Annotated in this window: 19 protein-coding genes and 1 other RNA gene; 15 read left to right on the forward strand and 5 right to left on the reverse strand. The window is 66.4% G+C overall.

Annotation, left to right across the window (positions count from 1 at the left end; translation table 11 throughout):
- Positions 1 to 79: 79 nt before the first annotated feature.
- Positions 80 to 1,186: a phosphoribosylformylglycinamidine cyclo-ligase gene (gene purM / locus ATE67_RS12645; protein WP_058817013.1), complete on the reverse strand. Its 1,107-nt coding sequence runs from the start codon at positions 1,184 to 1,186 to the stop codon at positions 80 to 82.
- Between the two features lie 85 nt (positions 1,187 to 1,271).
- On the opposite strand from purM, the gene ATE67_RS12650 reads away from it, so the two are divergent.
- The 4 genes from ATE67_RS12650 to ATE67_RS12665 are packed head-to-tail and all read left to right on the forward strand — an operon-like array spanning position 1,272 to position 6,848.
- On the forward strand, positions 1,272 to 2,543 hold the full coding sequence (locus ATE67_RS12650; protein WP_058817014.1) for a hypothetical protein: 1,272 nt from the start codon (positions 1,272 to 1,274) through the stop codon (positions 2,541 to 2,543).
- Positions 2,543 to 3,196, forward strand: a complete 654-nt coding sequence (locus tag ATE67_RS12655; protein WP_058817015.1) for an HdaA/DnaA family protein — start codon at positions 2,543 to 2,545, stop codon at positions 3,194 to 3,196. Before ATE67_RS12650 ends, ATE67_RS12655 begins: the two co-directional genes overlap by 1 nt.
- Complete coding sequence (locus ATE67_RS12660; RefSeq protein ID WP_058817016.1) at positions 3,187 to 5,355, forward strand: RNA degradosome polyphosphate kinase; 2,169 nt, start codon at positions 3,187 to 3,189, stop codon at positions 5,353 to 5,355. Before ATE67_RS12655 ends, ATE67_RS12660 begins: the two co-directional genes overlap by 10 nt.
- 5 nt (positions 5,356 to 5,360) lie before the next feature.
- Positions 5,361 to 6,848 carry a Ppx/GppA family phosphatase gene (locus ATE67_RS12665; protein WP_156417003.1) on the forward strand — a complete coding sequence of 496 codons (1,488 nt, stop codon included), beginning with the start codon at positions 5,361 to 5,363 and terminating at the stop codon, positions 6,846 to 6,848.
- A 39-nt stretch (positions 6,849 to 6,887) separates the two neighbouring features.
- Here the strand turns inward: ATE67_RS12665 and rnd are convergent, their stop codons facing one another.
- A complete protein-coding gene (rnd, locus tag ATE67_RS12670) occupies positions 6,888 to 8,075 on the reverse strand; it encodes a ribonuclease D (RefSeq protein WP_058817018.1) in 1,188 nt (395 codons plus the stop codon).
- A gap of 179 nt (positions 8,076 to 8,254) precedes the next feature.
- Here rnd and aspS point away from each other — a divergent pair, with 179 nt between their 5' ends.
- The 7 genes from aspS to ATE67_RS21710 all read left to right on the forward strand — a co-directional run bounded on the left by aspS (position 8,255) and on the right by ATE67_RS21710 (position 14,206).
- Positions 8,255 to 10,045 (forward strand): aspartate--tRNA ligase, encoded by a 1,791-nt coding sequence (gene aspS, locus ATE67_RS12675; RefSeq protein ID WP_058817019.1) that lies wholly within the window; start codon positions 8,255 to 8,257, stop codon positions 10,043 to 10,045.
- 114 nt (positions 10,046 to 10,159) lie between these two features.
- Positions 10,160 to 11,032 (forward strand): alpha/beta fold hydrolase, encoded by an 873-nt coding sequence (locus ATE67_RS12680; RefSeq protein WP_058817020.1) that lies wholly within the window; start codon positions 10,160 to 10,162, stop codon positions 11,030 to 11,032.
- 56 nt (positions 11,033 to 11,088) lie between these two features.
- A complete protein-coding gene (locus ATE67_RS12685) occupies positions 11,089 to 12,021 on the forward strand; it encodes a hypothetical protein (RefSeq protein ID WP_058817021.1) in 933 nt (310 codons plus the stop codon).
- Positions 12,022 to 12,089: 68 nt separating this feature from the next.
- Entirely contained in the window at positions 12,090 to 12,875 is a 786-nt protein-coding gene (locus ATE67_RS12690) for a polyphosphate kinase 2 family protein (protein ID WP_058817022.1), read from the forward strand.
- Between the two features lie 54 nt (positions 12,876 to 12,929).
- Positions 12,930 to 13,466, forward strand: a complete 537-nt coding sequence (locus tag ATE67_RS12695) for a J domain-containing protein (RefSeq protein WP_058817023.1) — start codon at positions 12,930 to 12,932, stop codon at positions 13,464 to 13,466.
- Positions 13,467 to 13,593: 127 nt separating this feature from the next.
- Positions 13,594 to 13,976, forward strand: an RNA gene (gene rnpB, locus ATE67_RS12925) — RNase P RNA component class A.
- Positions 13,977 to 14,050: 74 nt separating this feature from the next.
- Positions 14,051 to 14,206: a hypothetical protein gene (locus ATE67_RS21710; protein ID WP_197411945.1), complete on the forward strand. Its 156-nt coding sequence runs from the start codon at positions 14,051 to 14,053 to the stop codon at positions 14,204 to 14,206.
- Between the two features lie 102 nt (positions 14,207 to 14,308).
- Here ATE67_RS21710 and ATE67_RS12700 read toward each other — a convergent pair whose 3' ends face one another.
- Positions 14,309 to 14,971, reverse strand: a complete 663-nt coding sequence (locus tag ATE67_RS12700) for a hypothetical protein (protein ID WP_058817024.1) — start codon at positions 14,969 to 14,971, stop codon at positions 14,309 to 14,311.
- A 230-nt stretch (positions 14,972 to 15,201) separates the two neighbouring features.
- On the opposite strand from ATE67_RS12700, the gene ATE67_RS12705 reads away from it, so the two are divergent.
- Positions 15,202 to 16,920, forward strand: coding sequence for a caspase family protein (locus ATE67_RS12705; protein ID WP_058817025.1), 1,719 nt, complete (start codon positions 15,202 to 15,204; stop codon positions 16,918 to 16,920).
- Positions 16,921 to 16,923: 3 nt separating this feature from the next.
- Here ATE67_RS12705 and greB read toward each other — a convergent pair whose 3' ends face one another.
- Together greB and ATE67_RS12715 are read right to left on the reverse strand one after the other, a co-directional pair.
- On the reverse strand, positions 16,924 to 17,406 hold the full coding sequence (gene greB, locus ATE67_RS12710) for a transcription elongation factor GreB (RefSeq protein ID WP_058817026.1): 483 nt from the start codon (positions 17,404 to 17,406) through the stop codon (positions 16,924 to 16,926).
- 6 nt (positions 17,407 to 17,412) lie between these two features.
- On the reverse strand, positions 17,413 to 19,440 hold the full coding sequence (locus ATE67_RS12715; RefSeq protein ID WP_058817103.1) for a lytic transglycosylase domain-containing protein: 2,028 nt from the start codon (positions 19,438 to 19,440) through the stop codon (positions 17,413 to 17,415).
- A gap of 100 nt (positions 19,441 to 19,540) precedes the next feature.
- On the opposite strand from ATE67_RS12715, the gene dapA reads away from it, so the two are divergent.
- The 3 genes from dapA to ATE67_RS12730 are packed head-to-tail and all read left to right on the forward strand — an operon-like array spanning position 19,541 to position 21,530.
- A complete protein-coding gene (gene dapA, locus ATE67_RS12720) occupies positions 19,541 to 20,416 on the forward strand; it encodes a 4-hydroxy-tetrahydrodipicolinate synthase (RefSeq protein ID WP_058817027.1) in 876 nt (291 codons plus the stop codon).
- 8 nt (positions 20,417 to 20,424) lie between these two features.
- Positions 20,425 to 20,910 (forward strand): SsrA-binding protein SmpB, encoded by a 486-nt coding sequence (gene smpB / locus ATE67_RS12725; RefSeq protein WP_058817028.1) that lies wholly within the window; start codon positions 20,425 to 20,427, stop codon positions 20,908 to 20,910.
- Positions 20,907 to 21,530 (forward strand): DUF2062 domain-containing protein, encoded by a 624-nt coding sequence (locus tag ATE67_RS12730; RefSeq protein WP_082660348.1) that lies wholly within the window; start codon positions 20,907 to 20,909, stop codon positions 21,528 to 21,530. Before smpB ends, ATE67_RS12730 begins: the two co-directional genes overlap by 4 nt.
- Positions 21,531 to 21,536 lie beyond the last annotated feature (6 nt).

Here is a 21,536-nt window from a genome sequence, read left to right on the forward strand (position 1 = left end):
CGAAGCACTGCTCTTCTCTCTTCCACCTAAAAAAGGAAGGACTGCCCTTCGACAAGCTCAGGGCGAACGGGGGAGGGGTTCAACCGTGGTGCGTGGCGCTCCACGCGGCCATTGCGCTCCATGTCGCGGCGCCGCCGCTGACGGTACAGCCCTTTTCGCCTTCGCCGATATGGCCGATCCGGTGGACCGTCTCGCCCGCCGCTTCCAGCGCCGCCGTCACCTCGGCGACATCACCCTCCGCGACGACGACCGCCATGCCGATCCCGCAGTTGAAGGTGCGCGCCATCTCTTCGGGCTCGATATTGCCCTGCGCCTGCAGGAAGGCCATCAGCCGTGGCTGCTCCCACGCGTCGGCATCGACATACGCGTGCAACGTCTTCGGCAGGATGCGCGGAATATTCTCGAGCAAACCGCCGCCCGTGATATGCGCGAGCGCATGGACCTTGCCGGTCTTCACCAGCGGCAGCAGGCTCTTCACATAGATGCGCGTCGGCGCCATCAGCGCGTCGATCAGGCGGATAGTCTGGTCGAACAGGGCGGGGCGGTCGAGCTTCCAGCCCTTGTCGGCGGCAAGACGCCGTACCAGCGAAAAGCCGTTCGAATGGACGCCCGAAGAGGCGAGGCCCAGGATCACGTCGCCCGCCGCGACCTTGTCGGCGGTCAGCACCTGGTCGCGCTCGACCGCGCCGACGCAGAAGCCCGCGAGGTCGTAATCGCCGTCCGAATACATGCCCGGCATTTCGGCCGTCTCGCCGCCGATCAGCGCGCAGCCGGCCTGCTTGCAGCCTTCGGCGATGCTCGCGACGACTTCGGTCGCGATAGCGTTGTCGAGCTTGCCGGTCGCATAATAGTCGAGGAAAAACAGCGGTTCGGCTCCTTGCACGATCAGGTCGTTGGCGCACATCGCGACCAGGTCGATGCCGACCCCGTCATGCTTGCCGGTCTCGATCGCGAGCTTGAGCTTGGTGCCGACCCCGTCATTCGCCGCGACGAGCAGCGGGTCGTCGAACCCCGCCGCCTTCAGGTCGAAGAAGCCGCCGAAACCGCCAAGGTCGGCGTCCGCGCCGGGCCGGCGCGTCGAACGGGCGAGCGGGGCGATGGCACGGACCAGCGCATTGCCGGTCTCGATCGACACGCCCGCTTGGGCATAAGTGTAGCTGGCGGGTTGGTTATGCTTGGAATCCATGGCCCGCGCGACTAACGCTTCCCGCCGACAAATGCCATGATTTCCTTGTCGGGCATCGCACTTCGGGGCAAAGACCAGAGACGATATGACCGCCGCCGCTTTCCCCCGTTCGACGCTCGGCCTTTCGCTCCGCGCTCTCGCCCCCCGCGACTGGCGCTGGGCCGCGCTTTTCGGCCTGTTTTTCGCGATTCTGCTGGCCGGCATCGTGGAGGGGCAGATCAGTCGCGGCGACCGCGGCATCATCCCGATCAACAGCAGCGGCGACTTCCTCGCCAGCGGAATCCGCGTCGATGTCACCGGCGACAATGCCGAGGATGCGCGCGAAAAGGGCTGGCGCGAGGCGCAGCGGCAGGGCTGGGCGCAGCTCTATCGCAAGATCAACGGTTCGGACGGCCCGGCGCTCGGCGATTCGGTGCTCGACGGCATCGTCACCGCGATCGTCGTCGAGGAGGAACAGATCGGCCCGCGCCGCTACGTCGCAACGCTCGGCGTGCAGTTCGACCGTGTTCGTGCCGGCCAGATCCTCGGCGTCAGCGGCCGCACGCTGCGCTCGCCGCCGTTGCTGGTCATTCCCGTCTATTCGGTCGACGGCATCCCGCAGGTCTTCGAACAGCGCAGCGCGTGGCAGCGCGCCTGGGCCGAATATAACACCGGACAAAGCGCGATCGACTATGTTCGCACCGCGGGCACCGGCCCCGACACCCTGTTGCTCAACGCCGGGCAGACCGGGCGGCGCAGCCGTGTGTGGTGGCGCGTCATCCTCGATCAATATGGCGCCGCCGACGTGCTCACCCCGATCGCCCGCGTCGAGTACAGCTATCCCGGCGGCCCGATCAAAGGCTATTTCGCGGCCCGCTTTGGCCCCGACAACAAGCTGATCGGCACCTTCACCATGACCGGCCCCAGCCCGGCCGCGCTCCCCGACATGATGGAGAAGGCGGTGGCGCGGATGGATTCGATCTACACCGCCGCGCTCGCCGAGGGCGTGCTGCGCACCGACGCCTATCTCGTCCTGGAAAAGCCGGTCGCGAAGGAAGACCTGCCCGAAGAGGTCGCGACCGACGAAAGCGCGCTGCCCAGCGAAACCGACGCCAGCACCGCGGCGACCCCGGCGGCGGGGGTCCAGAGCTTCACCGTCCAGTATAGTTCGCCCGACGTCGAATCGGTATCGGCGACCGAGCGCGCAGTCGCCGGTGCGGCGGGCGTGCAGGGCGCATCGACGACCAGCCTCGCGCTCGGCGGTATGTCCGTGATGCGCGTGACCTTCCGCGGCGATTTGGCGGCGCTCAAGGCGGCGCTCGCCGCCCGCGGCTTCAAGGTTCAGGAAGGCGGCGGCCAGCTCAGGATCAGCCGCTGATGGCGGGGTCGGGCCAGATTGCGTTGCCGCTCGATTGGAGCGCGGGCGGCTCGAACGACGGCCCGCTGATCGTCGGCGCGAGCAACGCCGACGCGGTGCGCTACCTCCGTCATGTCGCGACCTGGCCGGTGCGCACTGCGGTCCTGACTGGACCGCGCGGATCGGGACGCAGCCTGATGGGGCGGCTGTTCGCGCGCGAAACCGGCGGCCGCGTTATCGACGGCCACGACAGCGTTTCGGAGGAAGAGATTTTCCATGCGTGGAACGCCGCGCAGGCGTCGGGCACGCCGCTGCTGATCGTCGCCGACGCGCCGCCGTCGGATTGGAACATTCAGCTTCCCGACCTCGCCTCACGCCTGCGCGCCGTGCCGGTGCTGACGATCGGCGAGCCCGACGACTGCCTGGCGCGTGACCTGATCGAGGCGCTGTTCGCGCAGCGCGGCATGGCGATCGCGCCCGGAGTCGCCTCCTATATCGTGCCGCGGATGGAGCGTAGCTATGCGATGATCCACCGCATCGTCGCGGCCCTCGACGCCGCGTCGCTCGAAAAAGGACGCGGCGTTAGCGTTCGTCTTACGCGTGAAACATTACTGTCACAGGGGCTGATCGATCCCGATCTCCTCGAACGACAGGATGCAGCACAATGTCGATAGCGAGCGGCCCTCTTCGCGCCGATAATGACGCCGACGCGGCGACGCCGACCTTTGGTCCCGAACGCTTCTTCAACCGCGAACTCAGCTGGCTCGCCTTCAACCGGCGGGTGATGGAGGAGGCGCGTAACCCCGCGCATCCGCTGCTCGAACGCCTGCGCTTCCTGTCAATCTCGGGCAGCAATCTCGACGAATTCTTCATGGTCCGCGTTGCCGGCCTCAAGGGCCAGCAGCTCCAGGGAATCGACGATCCGTCGGCCGACGGCCGTTCGCCGGGGCAACAGCTCGCCGAGATCGAGGCCGAGGTCCACCGCCTCGTCGATCAGCAGCAGAGCGAGTGGCAGCGGCTGCACCAGTTGCTCGCCGAGCAGGGGATCATCGTCCACGGAACCGGCTCGAACGTCGAGAAACTGCGCCGCGCGCTCCGCCAATATTTCCTGGACCAGATTTTCCCGATCCTAACCCCGCAGGTGCTCGATCCCGCGCACCCTTTTCCCTTCATCCCGAACCGCGGCGTCGGCGTAATCTTCGATCTCGAACGCAAGGCGACCGGCGACACGGTGCGCGAACTGGTCATGATCCCGGCCTCGCTGCCGCGCTTCGTGCCGGTGCCGGGCGAAGCGGCCAGCTTCGTACCGATCGAATATCTGATCGAGCTGTTCGGCGACCTGATCTTTCCGGGCTTTGCCATCCGTTCGCTCGGCGTCTTTCGCATCATCCGCGACAGCGACATCGAAATCGAGGAAGAGGCCGAGGATCTGGTGCGTCTGTTCCGCACCGCGATCCGCCGCCGCCGCCGCGGCCGCGTCATCCTCATGGAGATCGAGGCCGACATGCCCGCCGAAATTGCGGCGGTCCTCAACGCCGACATCCAGGGGCATGAGGCGATCGTCGCGAAGATCGGCGGGTTCATCGGCCTCGCGGCGCTCTCGGCGCTCGTCGATGTCGATCGCCCCGACCTCAAATTCCCTGCTTATTCGCCGCGCTTTCCCGAACGTATCCGCGAGCATGGCGGCGATTGTTTCGCGGCGATCCGCTCGAAGGACATCGTCGTCCATCATCCTTACGAGAGCTTCGACGTCGTGCTCTCCTTTCTGCGCCAAGCGGCGGCCGATCCCGACGTGGTCGCGATCAAGCAGACGCTTTACCGTGCGGGCAACCAGTCGCCGGTCATTCGCGCGCTGATCGAGGCCGCCGAGGCCGGCAAGTCGGTCACCGCGGTGGTCGAACTCAAGGCGCGTTTCGACGAGGAGCAGAATCTCCTCTGGGCGAACCAGCTCGAGCGTGCCGGAGTGCAGGTCGTCTACGGCTTCATCGAGTGGAAGACGCACGCCAAAATATCGATGGTCGTGCGCCGCGAAGGGCAGGGGTATCGCACCTACTGCCACTTCGGCACCGGCAATTATCATCCGGTCACCGCGCGCATCTATACCGACCTCAGCTTCTTCACTGCGGATCCGCGTGCGGGGCGCGACGCGGCGCAGCTGTTCAACTACATCACCGGCTATGTCGAACCCGAGCGGCTCGAACTCGTCACCATGTCGCCGCTCAACATGCGCGCGCACCTCAGCGACCTGATCGAGGCCGAGATTGCGGCGGCGAAGGCCGGGCTGCCCGCGGGCGTCTGGGCGAAGATGAACAGCCTTGTCGATCCCGACATCATCGACAAGCTCTACGAGGCGAGCGCCGCCGGCGTGTCCGTCGAGCTGATCGTGCGCGGCATCTGCTGCCTGCGTCCCGGCGTCCCCGGGCTGTCGGAGACGATCCGCGTCAAATCGATCGTCGGCCGCTTTCTGGAGCACAGTCGCATCTGGGCCTTTGCGAACGGCGCGCGCCTGCCGCACCAGCGCGCCAAGCTCTATATCTCCAGCGCCGACTGGATGCCGCGCAACTTCGACCGCCGCGTCGAATATATGATCCCGATCGAAAATCCGACCGTCCACGACCAGATTCTCGACCAGGTGCTCGTCGCGAACCTCATCGACAATGAACAGAGCTGGGTCTTGCAGTCCGACGGCGTGTATCGGCGGCTCGCTCCGGGCGACAAGCCGTTCAACCTGCACCATTATTTCATGAACAACCCCTCGCTGTCGGGTCGCGGCACCTCGCTGCATCAGCGCCAGGACGTCCCGACGCTCGACTTCCCGATGCGCGAGGCCTGATCCGCTTGGCGCTGCTCAAATCTTCCAAACAGACGGTGCGCCGTTCGGCCGTGATCGACATCGGGTCGAACTCGGTTCGCATCGTCGTCTATGAAGGGCCCGCGCGCGCGCCGGCGGTGATCTTTAACGAAAAGGTCGCGGCGGGACTGGGCAGGGGGCTGTCCTCCGATGGCCGCATCGCTCCCGAAGACGCCGAACGCGGCCTGCTCGCGCTCCGTCGCTACGCCTTGCTCGCCAAGCATATGGAGGTCGAGGATCTGCAATGCGTCGCGACCGCCGCCGTGCGCGACGCCGCGAACGGCCCCGCCTTCATCGCCGCGGCAGCCGAGGCCGGTCTGAAGATCCGGCTGCTCTCCGGCGAGGAGGAGGCCGAGGCTGCGGGCTATGGCGTCCTGTCGGCGATCCCCGACGCGCATGGCATTGCGGTCGATCTGGGCGGCGGCAGCCTCGAGCTTGCCGAAGTCGCGAACGGCAAGGTCGGCCGCCGCGCATCCTTTCCGCTCGGCGTGCTGCGCTTGCCCGCGCTGCGCAAGGACGGGGAGCAGGCGTTCGAACGGGCGATCCGCAAGATGCTGCGGGCCGCCGACTGGCCGGGCGAGGGACTGACCGGCCTGCCGCTCTATCTCGTCGGCGGGTCGTGGCGCGCGCTCTCGCGTCTCGATCTCGAACTCACCAAGGACCCGCTCGCGGTGCTCGACCAGCACACGTTGCCGCGCAGCGCGCTCCGCCGCCTGATCCGCGCGAGCAAGCGGCTCACCTTCGAGGATTTGCGCGCGATCCCCGGCATGGCGTCGAACCGCGCCGCGACCTTGCCCGACGCGGCGGCGCTGCTCGCGGCGCTCGTCAACATCCTCGACGTGCCCGAGATGACCGTGTCGTCGTCGGGGCTTCGCGAAGGTCTGCTTTATCAGGCGCTTGACGAGGATGTGCGCGCGCAGGACCCGCTGATCGTCGCCGCCGAGTTCGAGGGCCGCCGCCTCGCGCGCTTCGCGCCGCACGGCCGCGCGCTCGCCGACTGGATCGCGCCGCTTTTTGCCGGCGAGCCGCCGGCCGACAGCCGCGTCCGCCTGGCGGCCAGCCTGCTCAGCGACGTCGCCTGGTCGGCGAATCCCGACTTTCGCGCCGATCGCGGCACCGAGATCGGGCTGCACGGCAACTGGCGGAGCATCGACATCCCGGGCCGCATCCTGCTCGCCCGCGCGCTCTTTGCGGGCTTCGGCGGTTCCGATTCCGATTTTCCCGCGATGGGCAATCTCGTCAGCGCCGATCGGCTGGAACGCGCGCGGCAATGGGGCCTTGCCATCCGTCTGGCGCAGCGCCTGACCGGCGGCGTCGAGGCGCCGCTCAAGGCCAGCGGCATCGCGCTGGTCGATGGGAAACTGCGCCTCTGTCTCGATGCCGGCTGGCATCATCTGGCGGGCGAGTCGGTCGAACGTCGCCTCCGCATCCTCGCCCAGGCGCTCGACGCGAAGCCGGAGCTGGTGCTGCTCTAAACACCGTCGCCCCCGCGAAGGCGGGGGGCGTTGACGGCCCTAAATTTCGATTGCGGCGGCCGGGTCGATTTCGCTCATCACCAGCTTGCCGTTGACGACCGCAAAGCCCATGCGCCCTTCGACCAGATCGACCGCCGCATGGCCGAACACGTCGTAGCGCCAGCCCCGCATCATCGCAATGCCGTCGCGCGCGCCCGCAGCAAGCGCTTCGAGGTCGTCGCTACGCGCGATCAATCGCGCCGCGACATTGAGCTCGCGCGCGCGAATCTTGAGCAGCAGCTTCAGAAGGTCGGCGACAAGCACGCCCTCCTTGCCGAGCCCCGGCCCGCGCGGCGCGCGGTCGGGCATGTCATCCTTCGACATGGTCCGGGCATTGGCGAGGGCGTCCATCAGGCGGCTGCCGATGTCGTTCGACTTCCATGTCGCCGACAGTCCGCGAACGCGGCCGAGGCCGTCCTGATCCTTCGGCGGATGCGCGGCGAGGTCGGCGAGCGTCTCGTCCTTGACGATGCGCCCGCGGGGCAGATTCTTGCTGCGCGCCTCGCGCTCGCGCCACGCGGCAAGCGCCTGAAGGCGGCCGAGCACGTCGGGCTTGCGCGACGGCACCTTGATCCGCTGCCAGGCGTCATTGGGATCGAGGTTGTAGTTCGACGGATCGGCGAGCTTTTCCATTTCCTCGTCGAGCCAGTGGCCACGGCCGGTCTTGACCAGCTTTTTCAGCATCATCGGGAAAATCTGCGCGAGATGCGTGACGTCGCCGATCGCATAGTCGATCTGGCGCTTGTCGAGCGGGCGGCGGCTCCAGTCGGTAAAGCGCGCGCCCTTGTCGAGCTGGATCCCGATCCACGCCTCGACCAGGTTCGAGTAACCGACCTGCTCGGCCTGACCCAGCGCCATCTGGCCGATCTGGGTGTCGAAGATCGGGTGCGGCGTCTTGCCGGTCAGGTTGAAGATGATTTCCACATCCTGCCCGCCGGCATGGAAGACCTTCAGCACATCCTCGTTGTTCACCAGCAGGTCGAGCAGGGGTTTCATGTCGATTCCGGGCGCCATCGGATCGATCGCCGCGGCATGCTCGCTGTCGGCGACCTGGATCAGGCACAGCTCGGGCCAGAAGGTATTTTCGCGCATGAATTCGGTGTCGACGGCGATGAAATCGCTGCCTTTGATCAGATCGACAAATTCGACGAGCGCGGCGCTGGTTTCGATAAGCGGATGGACTTGCATGGAGCGCCTATACAGCGACTTGGCGCGAGCGGCAGCAAAAATTGGCCGCTGCAAACAAAGAGCCGCGAAGGGGCAAATCGGGCCTTCGCCCTTGACAAACAGTGCGCTGTGCTGCCTTGGGCGCGACCATAAAACACGTTTTTGCGTGTTTGTTTCCCATTCACCGAAAGACCAAGAAAATGCACGCCTATCGTACCCACACCTGCGCCGATCTTCGCGCCGCCAACGTCGGCGAGGACGTCCGTCTGTCGGGCTGGGTGCACCGGACGCGCGAGCATGCAAATGTGCTCTTCGTCGATCTTCGCGACCATTATGGCATCACCCAGATCGTCGTCGAAACCGGGTCGGACCTTTATCCCACGGTCAACGGCGTGGGCCCCGAGTCTGTCCTGACCTTTACCGGCAAGGTCGCGGCGCGCTCGCCCGAGACGCTCAACCCGAAGCTCGCGACCGGCGAGATCGAAATCTACCCCAGCGCGGTGACGGTCCAGTCGGCGGCCGAGCGCCTGCCGCTGCCGGTGTTCGGCGAGGCCGAATATCCGGAAGAGATCCGCCTCACCAACCGCTTCCTCGATCTGCGCCGCGAGCGGCTGCACAAGAATATCGTGCTGCGCTCGAACGTGATTTCGTCGCTGCGCCGCCGGATGATCGACCAGGGTTTCACCGAGTTCCAGACCCCGATCCTGACCGCGAGCAGCCCCGAGGGCGCGCGCGACTATCTGGTGCCCAGCCGCGTCCACCCCGGCAAATTCTATGCGCTGCCGCAGGCGCCGCAGATGTTCAAGCAGCTGCTGATGGTCGCGGGCTTCGACCGCTATTTCCAGATCGCGCCCTGCTTCCGCGACGAAGATGCGCGCGCCGACCGTAGCCCGGGCGAATTCTACCAGCTCGATTTCGAAATGAGCTTCGTCACGCAGGACGACGTCTTCAACGCGATCGAGCCCGTCCTGCACGGGGTGTTCGAGGAGTTCGCCGATTTCGACGGCAAGGGCCGCACCGTGTCGCCGCTGCCGTTCAAGCGCATTCCCTACCGCGAATCGATGCTGAAATATGGCAGCGACAAGCCGGATCTCCGCAACCCGCTGCTCGTCCATGACGTGGGCGATTTCTTCAAGGGATCGGGCTTTGGCCGCTTTGCCTCGATGGTCGAGGAAGGACAGGTCGTCCGCGCCGTCGCCGCCCCCGAAACGCACGAGAAGAGCCGCAAATTCTTCGACGAGATGAACAGCTGGGCGCAGTCGGAAGGTTTCCCGGGCCTCGGCTATGCGACGCAGAAGGACGGCGTGTTCGGCGGGCCGATCGCCAACAACCACGGCCAGGACGGCATGAAGGCGATCGCCGACGCGATGGGTCTCGGCCCGAACGACGGCATCTTCTTCGCCGCGGGTGTCGAGGCGAAGGCGGCGAAGCTCGCCGGCCTCGCCCGCACGCGCGTTGCTGAACAGCTGGGCCTTATCGACAAGAGCCGCTTCGAATTCTGCTGGATCGTCGATTTCCCGATGTTCGAGGCCGACGAAGAGACCGGCAAGATCGATTTCAGCCACAATCCCTTCTCGATGCCGCAGGGCGAGATGGAGGCGCTGACGACCAAGGACCCGCTCGATATCCTCGCCTATCAGTACGACATCGTCTGCAACGGCGTCGAACTGTCGTCGGGCGCGATCCGGAACCATCGCCCCGACATCATGTACAAGGCATTCGAGATCGCGGGTTACAGCCAGCAGGACGTCGACACCAATTTCGCGGGCATGATCAACGCCTTCAAGTTCGGCGCCCCGCCGCACGGCGGTTCGGCGCCGGGGGTCGACCGCATCGTGATGCTGCTCGCCGACGAGCCGAACATCCGCGAAGTGATCGTCTTCCCGATGACGCAAAAGGCCGAGGACCTGATGATGGGCGCCCCGGCGCCGGTCAGCGACAAGCAGCTCAAGGAACTGCACATCCGCCTCGTGGACGGCCCCAAGAACTGATCCTTGGATAAAGGTCATCCCCTCATGTCTCGTCATCCCGGCGAAAGCCGGGATCGCGCCATCTCGTTCCGCCGCAGCGGCGAGATCCCGGCCCGCGCCGGGATGACGATATAAATGGAACAGCCCCGGGAGCATCGGCAGGCGGCGCCCGAAGGCGACATCTGCTGGTTCGAATGGGGTCAGCAGGGCGAGGGGCCTTCGGTCCTGCTCCTCCACGCGACGGGCTTCCACGCCCGCCTCTGGGATCGGGTCGTCGCCGCGCTGCCCGCGGGGACGCATGTCATCGCGCCCGATCATCTGGGCCACGGGCGCAGCGCAAAGCCCGCCTCGCTCTCCGAATGGACGATCACCGCCGACGCGCTGCTGCCCTTGGTCGACCGCTTTGCAGGCACGCCCCTCGTCGGCTGCGGCCACAGCATGGGCAGCTTTGTGCTGAGCCGCCTCGCGGCCGAACGCCCCGACGCGTTCCAGCATATCTTCCTGATCGACCCGGTGATCATGGACCCGGTCTTCTACGCGCAAGCCGCGGGTCGGTCGGTGCCCGATGCGTCGGAACATCCCGTGTCGCGCCGCCGCAACCGCTGGGATGGCTGGGAAGCGATGCTCGCGAGCTTCGCCGAGCGCCCGCCCTATGCCCATTGGCAGCCCGAAGTCCTCGCCGACTATTGCCGCCACGGCCTGCTCCCCGCCGCCGACGGCGAGGGATGGGAGCTCGCCTGCCCGCCCAGGCTCGAGGCATCGGTCTATCTCGGCGCCGCGCACACCGATCCCTATGCGTGGATCGGCCGCATCACCGCGCCGTCGACCGTCATCCGCGCCCGCACCGGCGAGCGTTCGGGCAATCTCGATTTCTCGGTCAGCCCGTCGTGGCCCGGCCTCGGCGCCAGGCTCGGCGCGGCGCGCGACGAGCAATGGGCCGAGCACAGCCATTTCATCCCGATGGAAGTGCCGCAGCGCCTCGCCGACCTCATCGCCACCGCGCTTTGACAGCATGGGAGCGCTGCGATAGCTCCTCCTCGGGTCGATGAACCGGGGGGTGATTCATGCTGCGTCCGCTGCTTGCCGCGACTGTCCTGTGCCTTGCCGCACCCGCGGCGGCCGAGACGCTGCCGATCAGCGGCAGCGATCCCGCGGCGGCGAACGTCAACGACCTGCTCCGTCTCGCGGTCGACCGTTTCGAGGGCGAGGACGGCGGCGCGATCGCGCAAAAGCTGGAGGACGCACTCGGCAAGACGCAGTTCGGCGGCTATTCCTATTTCCGCATCGTCGCCCCGGAATCGGGCGTACCGGTCGACGGCCTACTCACGGGCACGACGCGCGCCAGCGTCGACGAGGCGCCGGTGACCGAGAAGCGCAAGAAATGCACCGAGTATGATCCCGCCGACAAGAAGAAGTGCGTGAAGGAGGTCGAGACCGACATCCGCTGCCGCCGCCGCACCATCAGCGTCGCGACCACTGCGCGGCTCGTCGCGATCGGCGACGGCTCGATCCGCTACACGCGCCCGCTCAACGCCCGCGACCAGCAGACCTATTGCCCCGACCGCGCCGCCTCGCGCGCCGTCGATGACTATATCGAAGGGGTGCAGGACGATCAGGTGCAGGCAATCCGCCGCGATCTCGCCCCCACCCCCTATAACATCGCCGTTCGCGTCGACGAGAATCGCAAGGGCCTGTCCAAGGCGGCGTCCGACAGCTTCAAGGAAGCGATCCGCCTGACCAAGACCGACCCCGCCGCCGCCTGCTCGACGTGGGCCGCCCTGACCCAAGCCGCCGAGCCGACCGCGGCGCTCGCCTTCAACCTCGGCCTCTGCGCCGAGATGAACCGCGATTTCGACGCGGCGACCGACTGGTACGAACAGGCGCAGCGCCTAGGCTCGAAGAATCGCGACATCGGCGAGGGGCTGACGCGCGTCGCCAGCCACCGCCGCGCGCTGGGCGACTGGGCCGCGCGCAAGCGGCTGATGGGCGTCAAATAGCGCTTCTGTACCGGAACCGGACAAAACGCGCGCTTGGTCGGGTGAGGGCCGCCAGCTAGGATAGCGCGATGACCATCCTGCTTTCCGATTATGAAACCGGCGCCAAATATGGCGGCGACTATGCCGACGATCTCGCCGCGCTCGAGGATCGTATCGAACGCCTGCAGGCGGCGCACATCACCCATGGCCAGCGCAGCATCATCATGTTCGAGGGCTGGGATGCGGCGGGGAAGGGCGGCATCATCCAGCGGCTGACCGCCTCGCTCGACCCCCGCTATTTCGAGGTTTGGCCGATCGCCGCGCCGAACGAGGAGGAAAAGGCGCGCCACTTTCTTTGGCGCTTCTGGAAGCGCCTGCCGGGCAATCGCGAAATCTCGATCTTCGACCGCAGCTGGTATGGCCGCGTCCTCGTCGAGCGCGTCGAGGGCTATGCGAGCGAGGCCGAATGGCGCAAGGGCTATGACGAGATCAACGAGTTCGAGGCGCAGCTGACCGGCAGCCGCACGAACCTGGTCAAGCTGTTCGTCCACATCACGCAAAAGGAACAGGACGAACGTTTCGCCGATCGGCTGAGCAACCCGTGGAAGCGCTGGAAGACCGGGCCAGACGATTATCGCAACCGGTCGAAGCGCAAGGAATATCTTGCCGCGATCGAGGAGATGTTCCAGCAGACCGACACGCGCTGGGCGCCGTGGAAGGTCATCGACGGCAACAACAAGAAGGCGGCGCGCATCGCGGCGCTGACCCATATCGTCGAAACGCTCGAGGCCGCCGTGCCGATGACGCCGCCCGATCTCGACCCCGCGGTCGTCAAGCTGGCGCAAAAGGCCTTCGGTTTCTCGCCCAAAGACTAGCTTTTCGGGCCAGCCGCCTAGCCAATCGGCGCCCTCGTTGCTACATGGGGTGGAATGAGCCGCGCCAAGAGATCCGACGACTGGGGTTTTCCCCGCTGGCGCCCCTATGGCTCGTCGCGCGAGACGCAGAAGGTGCGTCTTTGCGACCGCCACGGCTGCACCAACCCCGGCAATTGCCCCGCGCCCAAGTCGCCGAACAGCCCCGAACGCTGGTATTTCTGCGAGGCGCACGCCGCCGAATATAACCGCGGCTGGGACTATTTCGCGGGCCTCAGCGCCGAAGACGCCGCGGCGCGCGCCGCCGAAGAGGCCGCCGGCGCGCGCAGCTATGCGCGCGCGCAGCATTATGCCTGGGGCGGATCGGGCGATGGGAGCCGCAGCGCCGACGAAATGCGCGCGCTGGACGTGCTGGGACTGGACCCCGACGCCGATTTCGACGCGACCAAGAAAGCGTGGCGCGCTTACGCGAAGGAATGCCACCCCGACGTGAAGCCGGACGACGCTGACGCGGCGAAGCGCTTTGCCGCAGGACAGGCGGCGTTCGAGGTGCTGAAGCAGGCCGAAGAGCGGAAGAGCTGGAAGCCGGCTTAGGGTAAGGTTGCGACCGAACCACAACATTCATAGCATGATGAGAATTGGGGGGCAGCCACCACCCCAAGGCCGCCATCCCGCACAATGTCTCGCAATCCATCTCTGTTCGCGCTATACTCGGCCCCAGCCAGAGGGTCGGGCGATCGCCGCCGCGCAAGCGGGGGAGGAAAGTCCGGGCTCCACGGAAACCACGGTGCCGGATAACGTCCGGCGGCTCCGGGCAACCGGGGTCAGGGAAAGTGCCACAGAGAGCAGACCGCCAAAGGCTTCGGCCCGGCGAAAGGTGAAAGGGTGCGGTAAGAGCGCACCGCGCGGACGGTAACGGACGCGGCATGGCAAACCCCACCGGGAGCAAGGTCGAATAGGGATGGCACGAGTTAACTCAGGGCTGGTTCCGGCCCCGCCGTCCGGGTTGACTGCTTGAGCGTTCGGGCAACCGCACGCCTAGAGGAATGATCGCCCATCCCCGCAAGGGGTGGACAGAACCCGGCTTACAGACCCTCTGGCTCACTTGCCCTTTCGACAGGCGCGGAACCGCGCTGCGAAGACCGGCGTATTACCCGGACCAGAAAGGGAGACGGATCATGCAAGTCGTCGATGACCATGTCGAGGTAACCGAAACCGAAGCGAGCAGCGGCGTGAAGGGGCAGGGCGTGCGTTACGTCCTCGCGATCTCGCTGCTTCTCGCGGTGATCGTCCTCTCGGCGATCTGGATCGTACCGGCGCTGCTCAACAGCTGAGCCCGCATATCGATCGTCATCCCGGCGCAGGCCGGGATTTCACCGGAGCGGTGTTGCGCGAAGGGCGAGGGCCCGGCCTCCGCTGGAAGGGCGAACGGGGTTTTACTTCGCCTTGGTGGCGCGGACCAATTCTTCCTCGGGATCGGGCGTATCTTCCATATAGACGGCCTTGACCGGCCGCTTCGCCTTGCGCGTGAACTGCTTGTCATAGCGCGCATCCTCGCCCTCGCCGACCAGCTTCAATTCGGACGCGACGATGTCGCCGGTCAGCAGGTTCCAGCTCATCTCGCTGCCGTCATGCGCCCATGTCCGGCTGTAGAGCATCGTATCGAGCCCGATCAGCTGCATCCTCGGCGGCGTTTGCTTCTTGTCGGCGCGGAAGCGATAGGTCGACGCCAGCGCCGTCGTGCCGCCGGTCAGGTCCTTGACCACCAGCACACCCTTGCTGATCGACAGATCGGCGGGCCCCAGCCGGTCTGCCGCCAGCTTGACGCTGCCCGCGGGATCGTGCCCCAGATCCACTTCGGTGCGATAGCTCAGCAACACGTGCAGCGTCCGCGCGTCGGGGCTTGCGACCACATAGGCCGTGTCGGGATCGCCGTCCCCGTTGAGGTCGCCGTCGACGCGCGTCTCGATCTCGTCGCCGAGTTCGAGGCCGTCCTGCAATATCTGGTCGGAAACCGGCGGCCTCGCCTCACGCGGCGGCGCGGCATGCGCGGCGCCGGAGAGCAGCAGGGTGGCGCTAAGGACCAGGCTTCGCTTCATCTTCGTTTCCCTCGCGAACAGACTAGCGTCCTTAGCCCGCCGTCCAGCCACCTGCGGTGATGTTGCGCACAGTTTGCGCTTTCCTACAATATGTCGCTGGCATACCCTTCTCGCCGGGGTCGCATCGGTCTGCCGCAGGGCGGCCGGGCAGGATGCAGAGTGTGCGAATTGCGAGTGAAGTTAGGCAGTTTTCTGCTGCTTTGTGATGCGCGGGGGATAGGAAAACCGGGATGAGGCGTTCGCGATATCGGGCGGCATGGGCCGCGGCACTTTTAGCGCTCGGCGGGCTGGCGTCCCCGGCCGCGGCGCAGCCAGCGGGCAGTTGCGGCACCGCCCCGCTCAAGGGCGATCGCGTCGCGCTGCTGATCGGCAACAGCGCGTACAACGACTGGGAATGGCCGTCGCTCAAGAACGCCGTGAACGACATCGACTATGTTTGCGACGCCTTCGCCAAGGCGGGCATTGCGCCGCGCATCGTTCGCAACGCCGACAAGGCCTCGCTCGACACGGCACTTGCGGAATTCGCGGCCGAGGCGAAGGGCGCCAAGTCGGTGATCCTCTACTATGCCGGCCACGGCTTCGAATATGGTGGCCGCAACTGGCTGGTGCCGATGGATGCGCCCCCCGCGACCCGCCGCGCCGATGTCGAGAAGCGCTATCTTTCGCTCGAAGCGCTGGTGAAGCGCGTCGTGCCCACGGGCGCCTTCACCCTGCTGTTCGTCGATGCCTGCCGCACGCCGGAGCCGGTCGTGCGGATCGAGGACGTCAATATCGCGGGCGGGGAGGCGGGATCCGCTCCGGTGGGTCTGCTCGATATCGGGCAGGGCGCGGTCTTCTATTCGACCGCCAAGGGCCGACCCGCGCTCGACTTCGCGCCGGTCGGGTCGCCAGTCAGCCCGTTCGCGGCCGCGGTGGTCAAGGAACTCGGGATCCCGGGCCTAGAAATCTCCGACTATTTCAAGGTTGTCGCGCGCGACGTCTACAAACGCACTTATGGCATGGAGAAGGGGCCGCAGCAGCCCTTCCATTATGGCAGCTGGTTCGACGATTATTATCTCGTCGCGCCCGCCGACGTGCCGGAGGCCGGCAAGCAAGGGGGCGGCTTCGGGTCCTTCTCGGCGGCCCCGCCCGCGCCGCCCACCCCGTCGCCCGCTGTCCGCGGCGCGATCAATCCGCTCGCGGATATCTCGCTCGACCGCCTCGCGATCGAGGACGAACCGGTGCTGGTCGCTGACGTGCTCTCGCGCCATCCGGTGGGGGAGGTGATCGGTCTCGCCGACGGTGGGAACGCGCTGGCGCAGCATCTGGCGGGCTATATGTTCTCGCTCGGTGTCGGGGTGAAGAAGGACGTGCCGCGCGCGCGGGCCTATCTCGAGAAATCGGCGGCGCAGAATTTCCCGGCCGGGCAGCAGGAACTTGCCTATCTCCTCCTCGAAAACGACCCGACACCCGAAAATGTGAAGCGCGCCCACGATCTCTATGTGGCCTCATCGAACGCCGGCTTTTCGAAGGCGAAGACGCATCTCGCCTATCGCCTCGCGTCGGGCACCTTCGGTCCTGCCGATTTTGTCCGGGCGCAGGCGCTTTATAGCGAGGCGGCGGCGAAGGGGCATCCGGCCGCGGTTTTTGCGCTGACCTTCTTTCCCGACGCGCGGGCCGCCAATATGGCGCGGCTGCGCGCCATCGCCGATGCCGGCAACCCCGAGGGCAATCATTGGCTCTGCGAGGCGCACTATGCCGACAAGACGCTGGCGCAGGCGATCGAGGACTGCGGCGTCGGCGCGCGCGCGGGTTTCGCAGGATCGCGGGCCATCCTGGCGTGGGCTTATGCGAACGGCAGCGGTGTTGCGGCCGATGTCAAGGAAGCGGTCTTCTGGGCCAAGCTTGCGCGCCACCTGCCAGAGTTGCGCAAGGACCAGCGCGACCTGATCGCGGGGATCGGCGAGTAACGATCAGGGATAGCTGATCGTCACGATCTCCCATTCCTTCGGACCTGCCGGAAGCTGCACGGTGCGCAGATCGCCGACCGCCGCGCCGCGGAGAGCGCGGGCGAGGGGGCTGTTCCAGCCGATCCGGCCGTCGCCCGCCTCGGCCTCATCGTCTCCGACGAGCGTAACGATGCGGCGTGCATCGTCGTCGTCGGCCAGCTCGACCGTCGCGCCGAACCAGATGCGGCTCTTGTCGGGCTGCGCCGCGGGATCGACGACGCGCGCCGCTTTCATCCGCCGCGCGAGGAAGCCGAGCCGCCGGTCGATTTCGCGGAGGCGCTTACGGCCATAGATATAATCGCCATTCTCGCTGCGGTCGCCATTGCCCGCGGCCCAGCTGATCACTTCGACCAGCTTCGGGCGCTCGTCGCCGAGCAGCTGCTGATATTCGGCGCGCAGCGCGGCGAAGCCCGCCGGGCTGATGATGTTGGTCTTCTCCCCCGCCATCGGGACTTATCCCGGCGTGCGCTTGCCGAGGTAGAAGCTCAGCGGCGCCTGCGGCAGCGAGCGGCCGTCGCGCAGGGTGTCGTAAACGACGGCATTCTCGAGCACGCGCTGCACATAGTTGCGCGTCTCGAAGATCGGGATCGCCTCGATCCAGTCGACGATGTCGATCCCGCCGCCGCGCGGATCGCCGTTGGCGCGCAGCCATTTGTTCACATTGCCCGGACCGGCGTTGTACGCCGCGACCGCCAGCGGATAGCTGCCGCCGAAATAGCTCAGCATCTGCTGGAAATAGGTCGAACCCAGCGTGATATTGTAATTGGTGTCGGCGGTCAGCGACCCGGCGTCGTAGCTGAGCCCCAGCTTGCCCGCGACCTCGCGCGCCGTACCCGGCATCAGCTGCATCATGCCGCGCGCCCCGGCATGGCTCACCGCCTGCCGGTCGAACTGGCTTTCCTGCCGCGTGATCGCATGGATGAAGGTCCAGTTGTTTTCATGGCCGCTGGGAACGCGGACGGTCGGGAAGCCCGACACCTCGACGGCGTCGAGGCTGTTCGCCTGCGCGCTGCGCCCTATCATGACGCCAAGGTCCGGGCGACCGATCGCCGACGCGAGCTGGCCCGCGAGCACATGATCGGCGGGGGAGGTCGCGCGCTGGGCAATGGCGCGCAGGAACAGCGATTGCTCCCGCCACGCACCGATTTCGCCGAGCGCGCGCGACGCACGAACGAGCCGGTCGTCCTCGAACGCGCGCTTCTGGTCGCTATCGACCTTGATCGTCGGATTGGGCAGCGGCTTCGGCTGCGGCCGGCCGAGCCGTTCGAGTGCGAGCTGACCGTAATATTGGTCGTAGTGCTGCGCTGCATCGGCGAAATGGGCGTTGGCGGCGTTGCGGTCGCCAGCTGCAAGCGCGGCGCGACCGGCCCAATAGAAGCCCTTGGTCCGCGTCTGCGCCGACCTGGCGGCTTCGCCATAGGCGCGGAACAGCCCGACGGCTTCCCGCGGCCGGCCGACGCTCTTGAACGCGAGCTGTCCGGCAAGCCACGCCAGCGAGGTGTAATCGTCGCGCACGCTGAGCGGCGCTTCGCGGATGACGACGCCCGGCGGAAAGCTGTCGTCCAGCTGTTTCGCGATATTATACGCCGTCATCTTGTCGCCCGCGGCATCGGCCGCGCGGGCGTTGGTGAGCAGCGTTTCGAGCCATTCCTCGGTATCGGTCGGCGGCTTCGCGAGCGAACGCGGCGCTGCGAGCAGTGCGCGCGCCTCGCCGACACGACCGGCTTTTCTGAGCCAGGTCGCCTTGTCGGTGATATATCCGGCATCGGTGCGGAGCAGCGAGGGATTTGCGCTCTCGACCGCCGAAGCCTGCAACGCGGCATCGACCGCCCCACTGCGCAGCGCGAGGCGGGCCGCAAATACCGCACGTTTATCGGACGAAACATAGGAAAGCTGACGGCTCGCGGCGCTCGTCGCGCCGATCCACAACAGCCGGTCCATCCGCGCGTCATGGTCGGCAGTGCTCAACGCCCCGGGAAACAAGCTCATCACCCGGCTGACCTCGAAATCGTCAAGCGTGCCGCCGGTCCAGGCGCGGCGGACGGCGGCGTTGGCCTCGTCGCGGCGTCCGGTCGCGTTGAGCGCCAGCGCATAGCGCAGCTCGCCGCTCGGCGTGCGCGGCGGATAGGCCTGGAAGAAGGCGAGGGTGCGCTGCGGATCGTAGCTGTCGAGCGAGATCGCCTTTTCGGCGCGTACGCGCAGCTTTTCGTTGTCGGGCCAGTCGCGGTTCGCCATCAGGAAGCGCGAGAGCTGGTCGAACGACGCTGTGGTTCCGGCCGTCAGACGGCGCCACTCCATCACGGCATCGCCGACCGAGCTGGTCGACGGCGGCGGGCCCGACACCGAGGAGAGCCCCATCTGAGCGCGATACCAGGCCATCTGTTCGGGGGTAAGCTCGCTGGCATGCGCGGCGGTGGGAATTGCGAGGGCCAGCGCGAGCGCCAGGCGGGAAATGGAAGGCAGCGAGATCATGCCGGGCATATTGGTGCCAAACTCCTTGCGGGGCGCTGAATAGACGTTCAATAGCGGGCGCGCTCGGCGATCCTATCGGCTGCGCGGAGTCTTTGTAAAGGAGCAGGGCATGTTTTCGGGGTCGATTCCCGCCTTGGTGACGCCATTTCGCGACGGTGCGTTCGACGCGCCGACGTTCAAACGGCTGGTCGAATGGCAGATCGATCAGGGAACGAGCGCGCTGGTGCCGTGCGGCACGACGGGCGAAAGCCCGACCTTGGGTTTCGATGAACATTATCGAGTCATCGACTGTTGCATCGAAGCCGCGGCGGGCCGCGTCCCGGTGATCGCCGGCTGCGGTTCGAACGACACCGCGACCGCAATCCGGCACATGCGCTACGCCCAACAGGCCGGTGCCGCGGCAGCACTGGTTGTCGCGCCCTATTACAACAAGCCGTCACAGGAGGGGATGATCGCGCACTACACGGCGCTTGCCGATGCGTGCGACCTGCCGATCGTCGTCTACAACGTCCCTGGCCGCACCGTTGCCGACATCAGCGCCGAGACGCTATGCAAACTCGCCGAAATTCCGAGCATCGTCGCGATCAAGGACGCCAGCGGCGATCTCGCCCGCGTGACGATGCATCGCGCCGGAGCCGGGGAGAACTTCTGCCAGCTCAGCGGCAACGATGATTTGTGGCTGCCGCATGCCGTGCTCGGCGGAGCCGGCTGCATTTCGGTCACCGCCAATGTCGCGCCGCGCCTGTGCGCCGATTTCGCCGCCGCCTGCGCCGCGGGCGACTGGACCGGGGCGCTCGCGCTGCACGACCGGCTGTTCGATCTGCACAAGGCGATGTTCTCCGACGCGTCGCCGGGCCCGGCAAAATATGCGCTGGCGCGTATCCACGACTGGTTTTCGCCCGAAGTGCGCCTACCTATCGTTCCGGCGTCCGAAGCATCGCGCAAAGCCGTCGATGCCGCACTTGTCGCGGCGGGAGTAATCTAGGTTCCGAAATGGCTCGTCCGCAGTCCGCCGCCGAATTCGACAAGAAGAAAGTCGTCGCCGAGAACCGGCGCGCACGCTTCGACTATGCCATTGAGCAAGTGTTCGAAGCGGGTATCGCGTTGCAAGGCACCGAGGTGAAATCGCTCCGTTTCGGCGAGGGCACGATCGCCGAAAGCTATGCCGAAGTGACCGGCGGCGAGGTGTGGCTGATCAACGCCAATATCCCCGAATTCAGCCACGGCAACCGCTTCAACCACGAGCCGAAGCGCCCCCGCAAGCTGTTGCTCAACGGCCGCGAGATCAACAAGCTGCACGCCGGGGTGATGCGCCAGGGCATGACGCTCGTCCCGTTGTCGGTCTATTTCAACAGCCGCGGCCGCGCGAAGGTCGAGCTCGCGCTCGCCAAGGGTAAGAAGGCCCACGACAAGCGGGAGTCGATCAAGGAACGCGACTGGAAGCGCGACAAGGAGCGGCTGATGAAGGACCGCGGATGAGCGGGGGCAAGCCGAAAGACAAGGCGTTTCTGATGAACTGGATCCGCCGCAACTCGCCGACGCGCGAGGAGCTGCTGGAAAGCCGCTTCGTCAAACCCTTTGCGCACCGCGTGGCGCACAGCCATTTGTGGCGCTTCTCCCGCACCTCGGTGCGCCGCGGGACCGCGCTGGGCCTGTTCGTCGGCATCTTCTTCCTAATCCCCGGCGTGCAGATTCTGGGCGTTGCGCTCCTCGCGTTGCCGTTTCGCGCCAATATCCCGATCGGCGCGGCGATGACGTTTCTCTCGAACCCGGTGACGACGCCGCTGATCCTCGCCGCCTCGGTCTGGCTGGGCAACGCGCTGTTCGGACTGAATACCCGCATGTCGGACCTCTATATCCTCTACGACGAGGGCGCGTCCTTTACCGAATGGTGGCATTGGATCAGCGACAATGCGGGGCCGACGCTGGTCGGCGGTCTGGCAGGCTTATTCGTCATTTCGGTGGTGTCGGCCATCGTCGGATATATCCTCGCCTCGGTGATCTGGGACAATTGGATTCGCCTGCGCTGGCGCCGCAAGATTCGCCGCGCGCGCGACCAACGACTTGAGGCATCGACGAGCGACGCCGCCGCCGGTTGAACCGCC

Source organism: Sphingopyxis sp. H050 (assembly GCF_001468265.1).
Lineage (GTDB): Bacteria > Pseudomonadota > Alphaproteobacteria > Sphingomonadales > Sphingomonadaceae > Sphingopyxis.

Excerpts from the sequence above, each read along its gene's own strand:
- purM (WP_058817013.1), bottom strand. The coding sequence starts at position 1,186 with ATGGATTCCAAGCATAACCAACCCGCCAGCTACACTTATGCCCAAGCG.
- ATE67_RS12650 (WP_058817014.1), top strand. The coding sequence starts at position 1,272 with ATGACCGCCGCCGCTTTCCCCCGTTCGACGCTCGGCCTTTCGCTCCGC.
- ATE67_RS12655 (WP_058817015.1), top strand. The coding sequence starts at position 2,543 with ATGGCGGGGTCGGGCCAGATTGCGTTGCCGCTCGATTGGAGCGCGGGC.
- ATE67_RS12660 (WP_058817016.1), top strand. The coding sequence starts at position 3,187 with ATGTCGATAGCGAGCGGCCCTCTTCGCGCCGATAATGACGCCGACGCG.
- rnd (WP_058817018.1), bottom strand. The coding sequence starts at position 8,075 with ATGCAAGTCCATCCGCTTATCGAAACCAGCGCCGCGCTCGTCGAATTT.
- aspS (WP_058817019.1), top strand. The coding sequence starts at position 8,255 with ATGCACGCCTATCGTACCCACACCTGCGCCGATCTTCGCGCCGCCAAC.
- ATE67_RS12680 (WP_058817020.1), top strand. The coding sequence starts at position 10,160 with ATGGAACAGCCCCGGGAGCATCGGCAGGCGGCGCCCGAAGGCGACATC.
- ATE67_RS12685 (WP_058817021.1), top strand. The coding sequence starts at position 11,089 with ATGCTGCGTCCGCTGCTTGCCGCGACTGTCCTGTGCCTTGCCGCACCC.
- ATE67_RS12690 (WP_058817022.1), top strand. The coding sequence starts at position 12,090 with ATGACCATCCTGCTTTCCGATTATGAAACCGGCGCCAAATATGGCGGC.
- ATE67_RS12695 (WP_058817023.1), top strand. The coding sequence starts at position 12,930 with ATGAGCCGCGCCAAGAGATCCGACGACTGGGGTTTTCCCCGCTGGCGC.
- ATE67_RS21710 (WP_197411945.1), top strand. The coding sequence starts at position 14,051 with ATGCAAGTCGTCGATGACCATGTCGAGGTAACCGAAACCGAAGCGAGC.
- ATE67_RS12700 (WP_058817024.1), bottom strand. The coding sequence starts at position 14,971 with ATGAAGCGAAGCCTGGTCCTTAGCGCCACCCTGCTGCTCTCCGGCGCC.
- ATE67_RS12705 (WP_058817025.1), top strand. The coding sequence starts at position 15,202 with ATGAGGCGTTCGCGATATCGGGCGGCATGGGCCGCGGCACTTTTAGCG.
- greB (WP_058817026.1), bottom strand. The coding sequence starts at position 17,406 with ATGGCGGGGGAGAAGACCAACATCATCAGCCCGGCGGGCTTCGCCGCG.
- ATE67_RS12715 (WP_058817103.1), bottom strand. The coding sequence starts at position 19,440 with ATGCCCGGCATGATCTCGCTGCCTTCCATTTCCCGCCTGGCGCTCGCG.
- dapA (WP_058817027.1), top strand. The coding sequence starts at position 19,541 with ATGTTTTCGGGGTCGATTCCCGCCTTGGTGACGCCATTTCGCGACGGT.
- smpB (WP_058817028.1), top strand. The coding sequence starts at position 20,425 with ATGGCTCGTCCGCAGTCCGCCGCCGAATTCGACAAGAAGAAAGTCGTC.
- ATE67_RS12730 (WP_082660348.1), top strand. The coding sequence starts at position 20,907 with ATGAGCGGGGGCAAGCCGAAAGACAAGGCGTTTCTGATGAACTGGATC.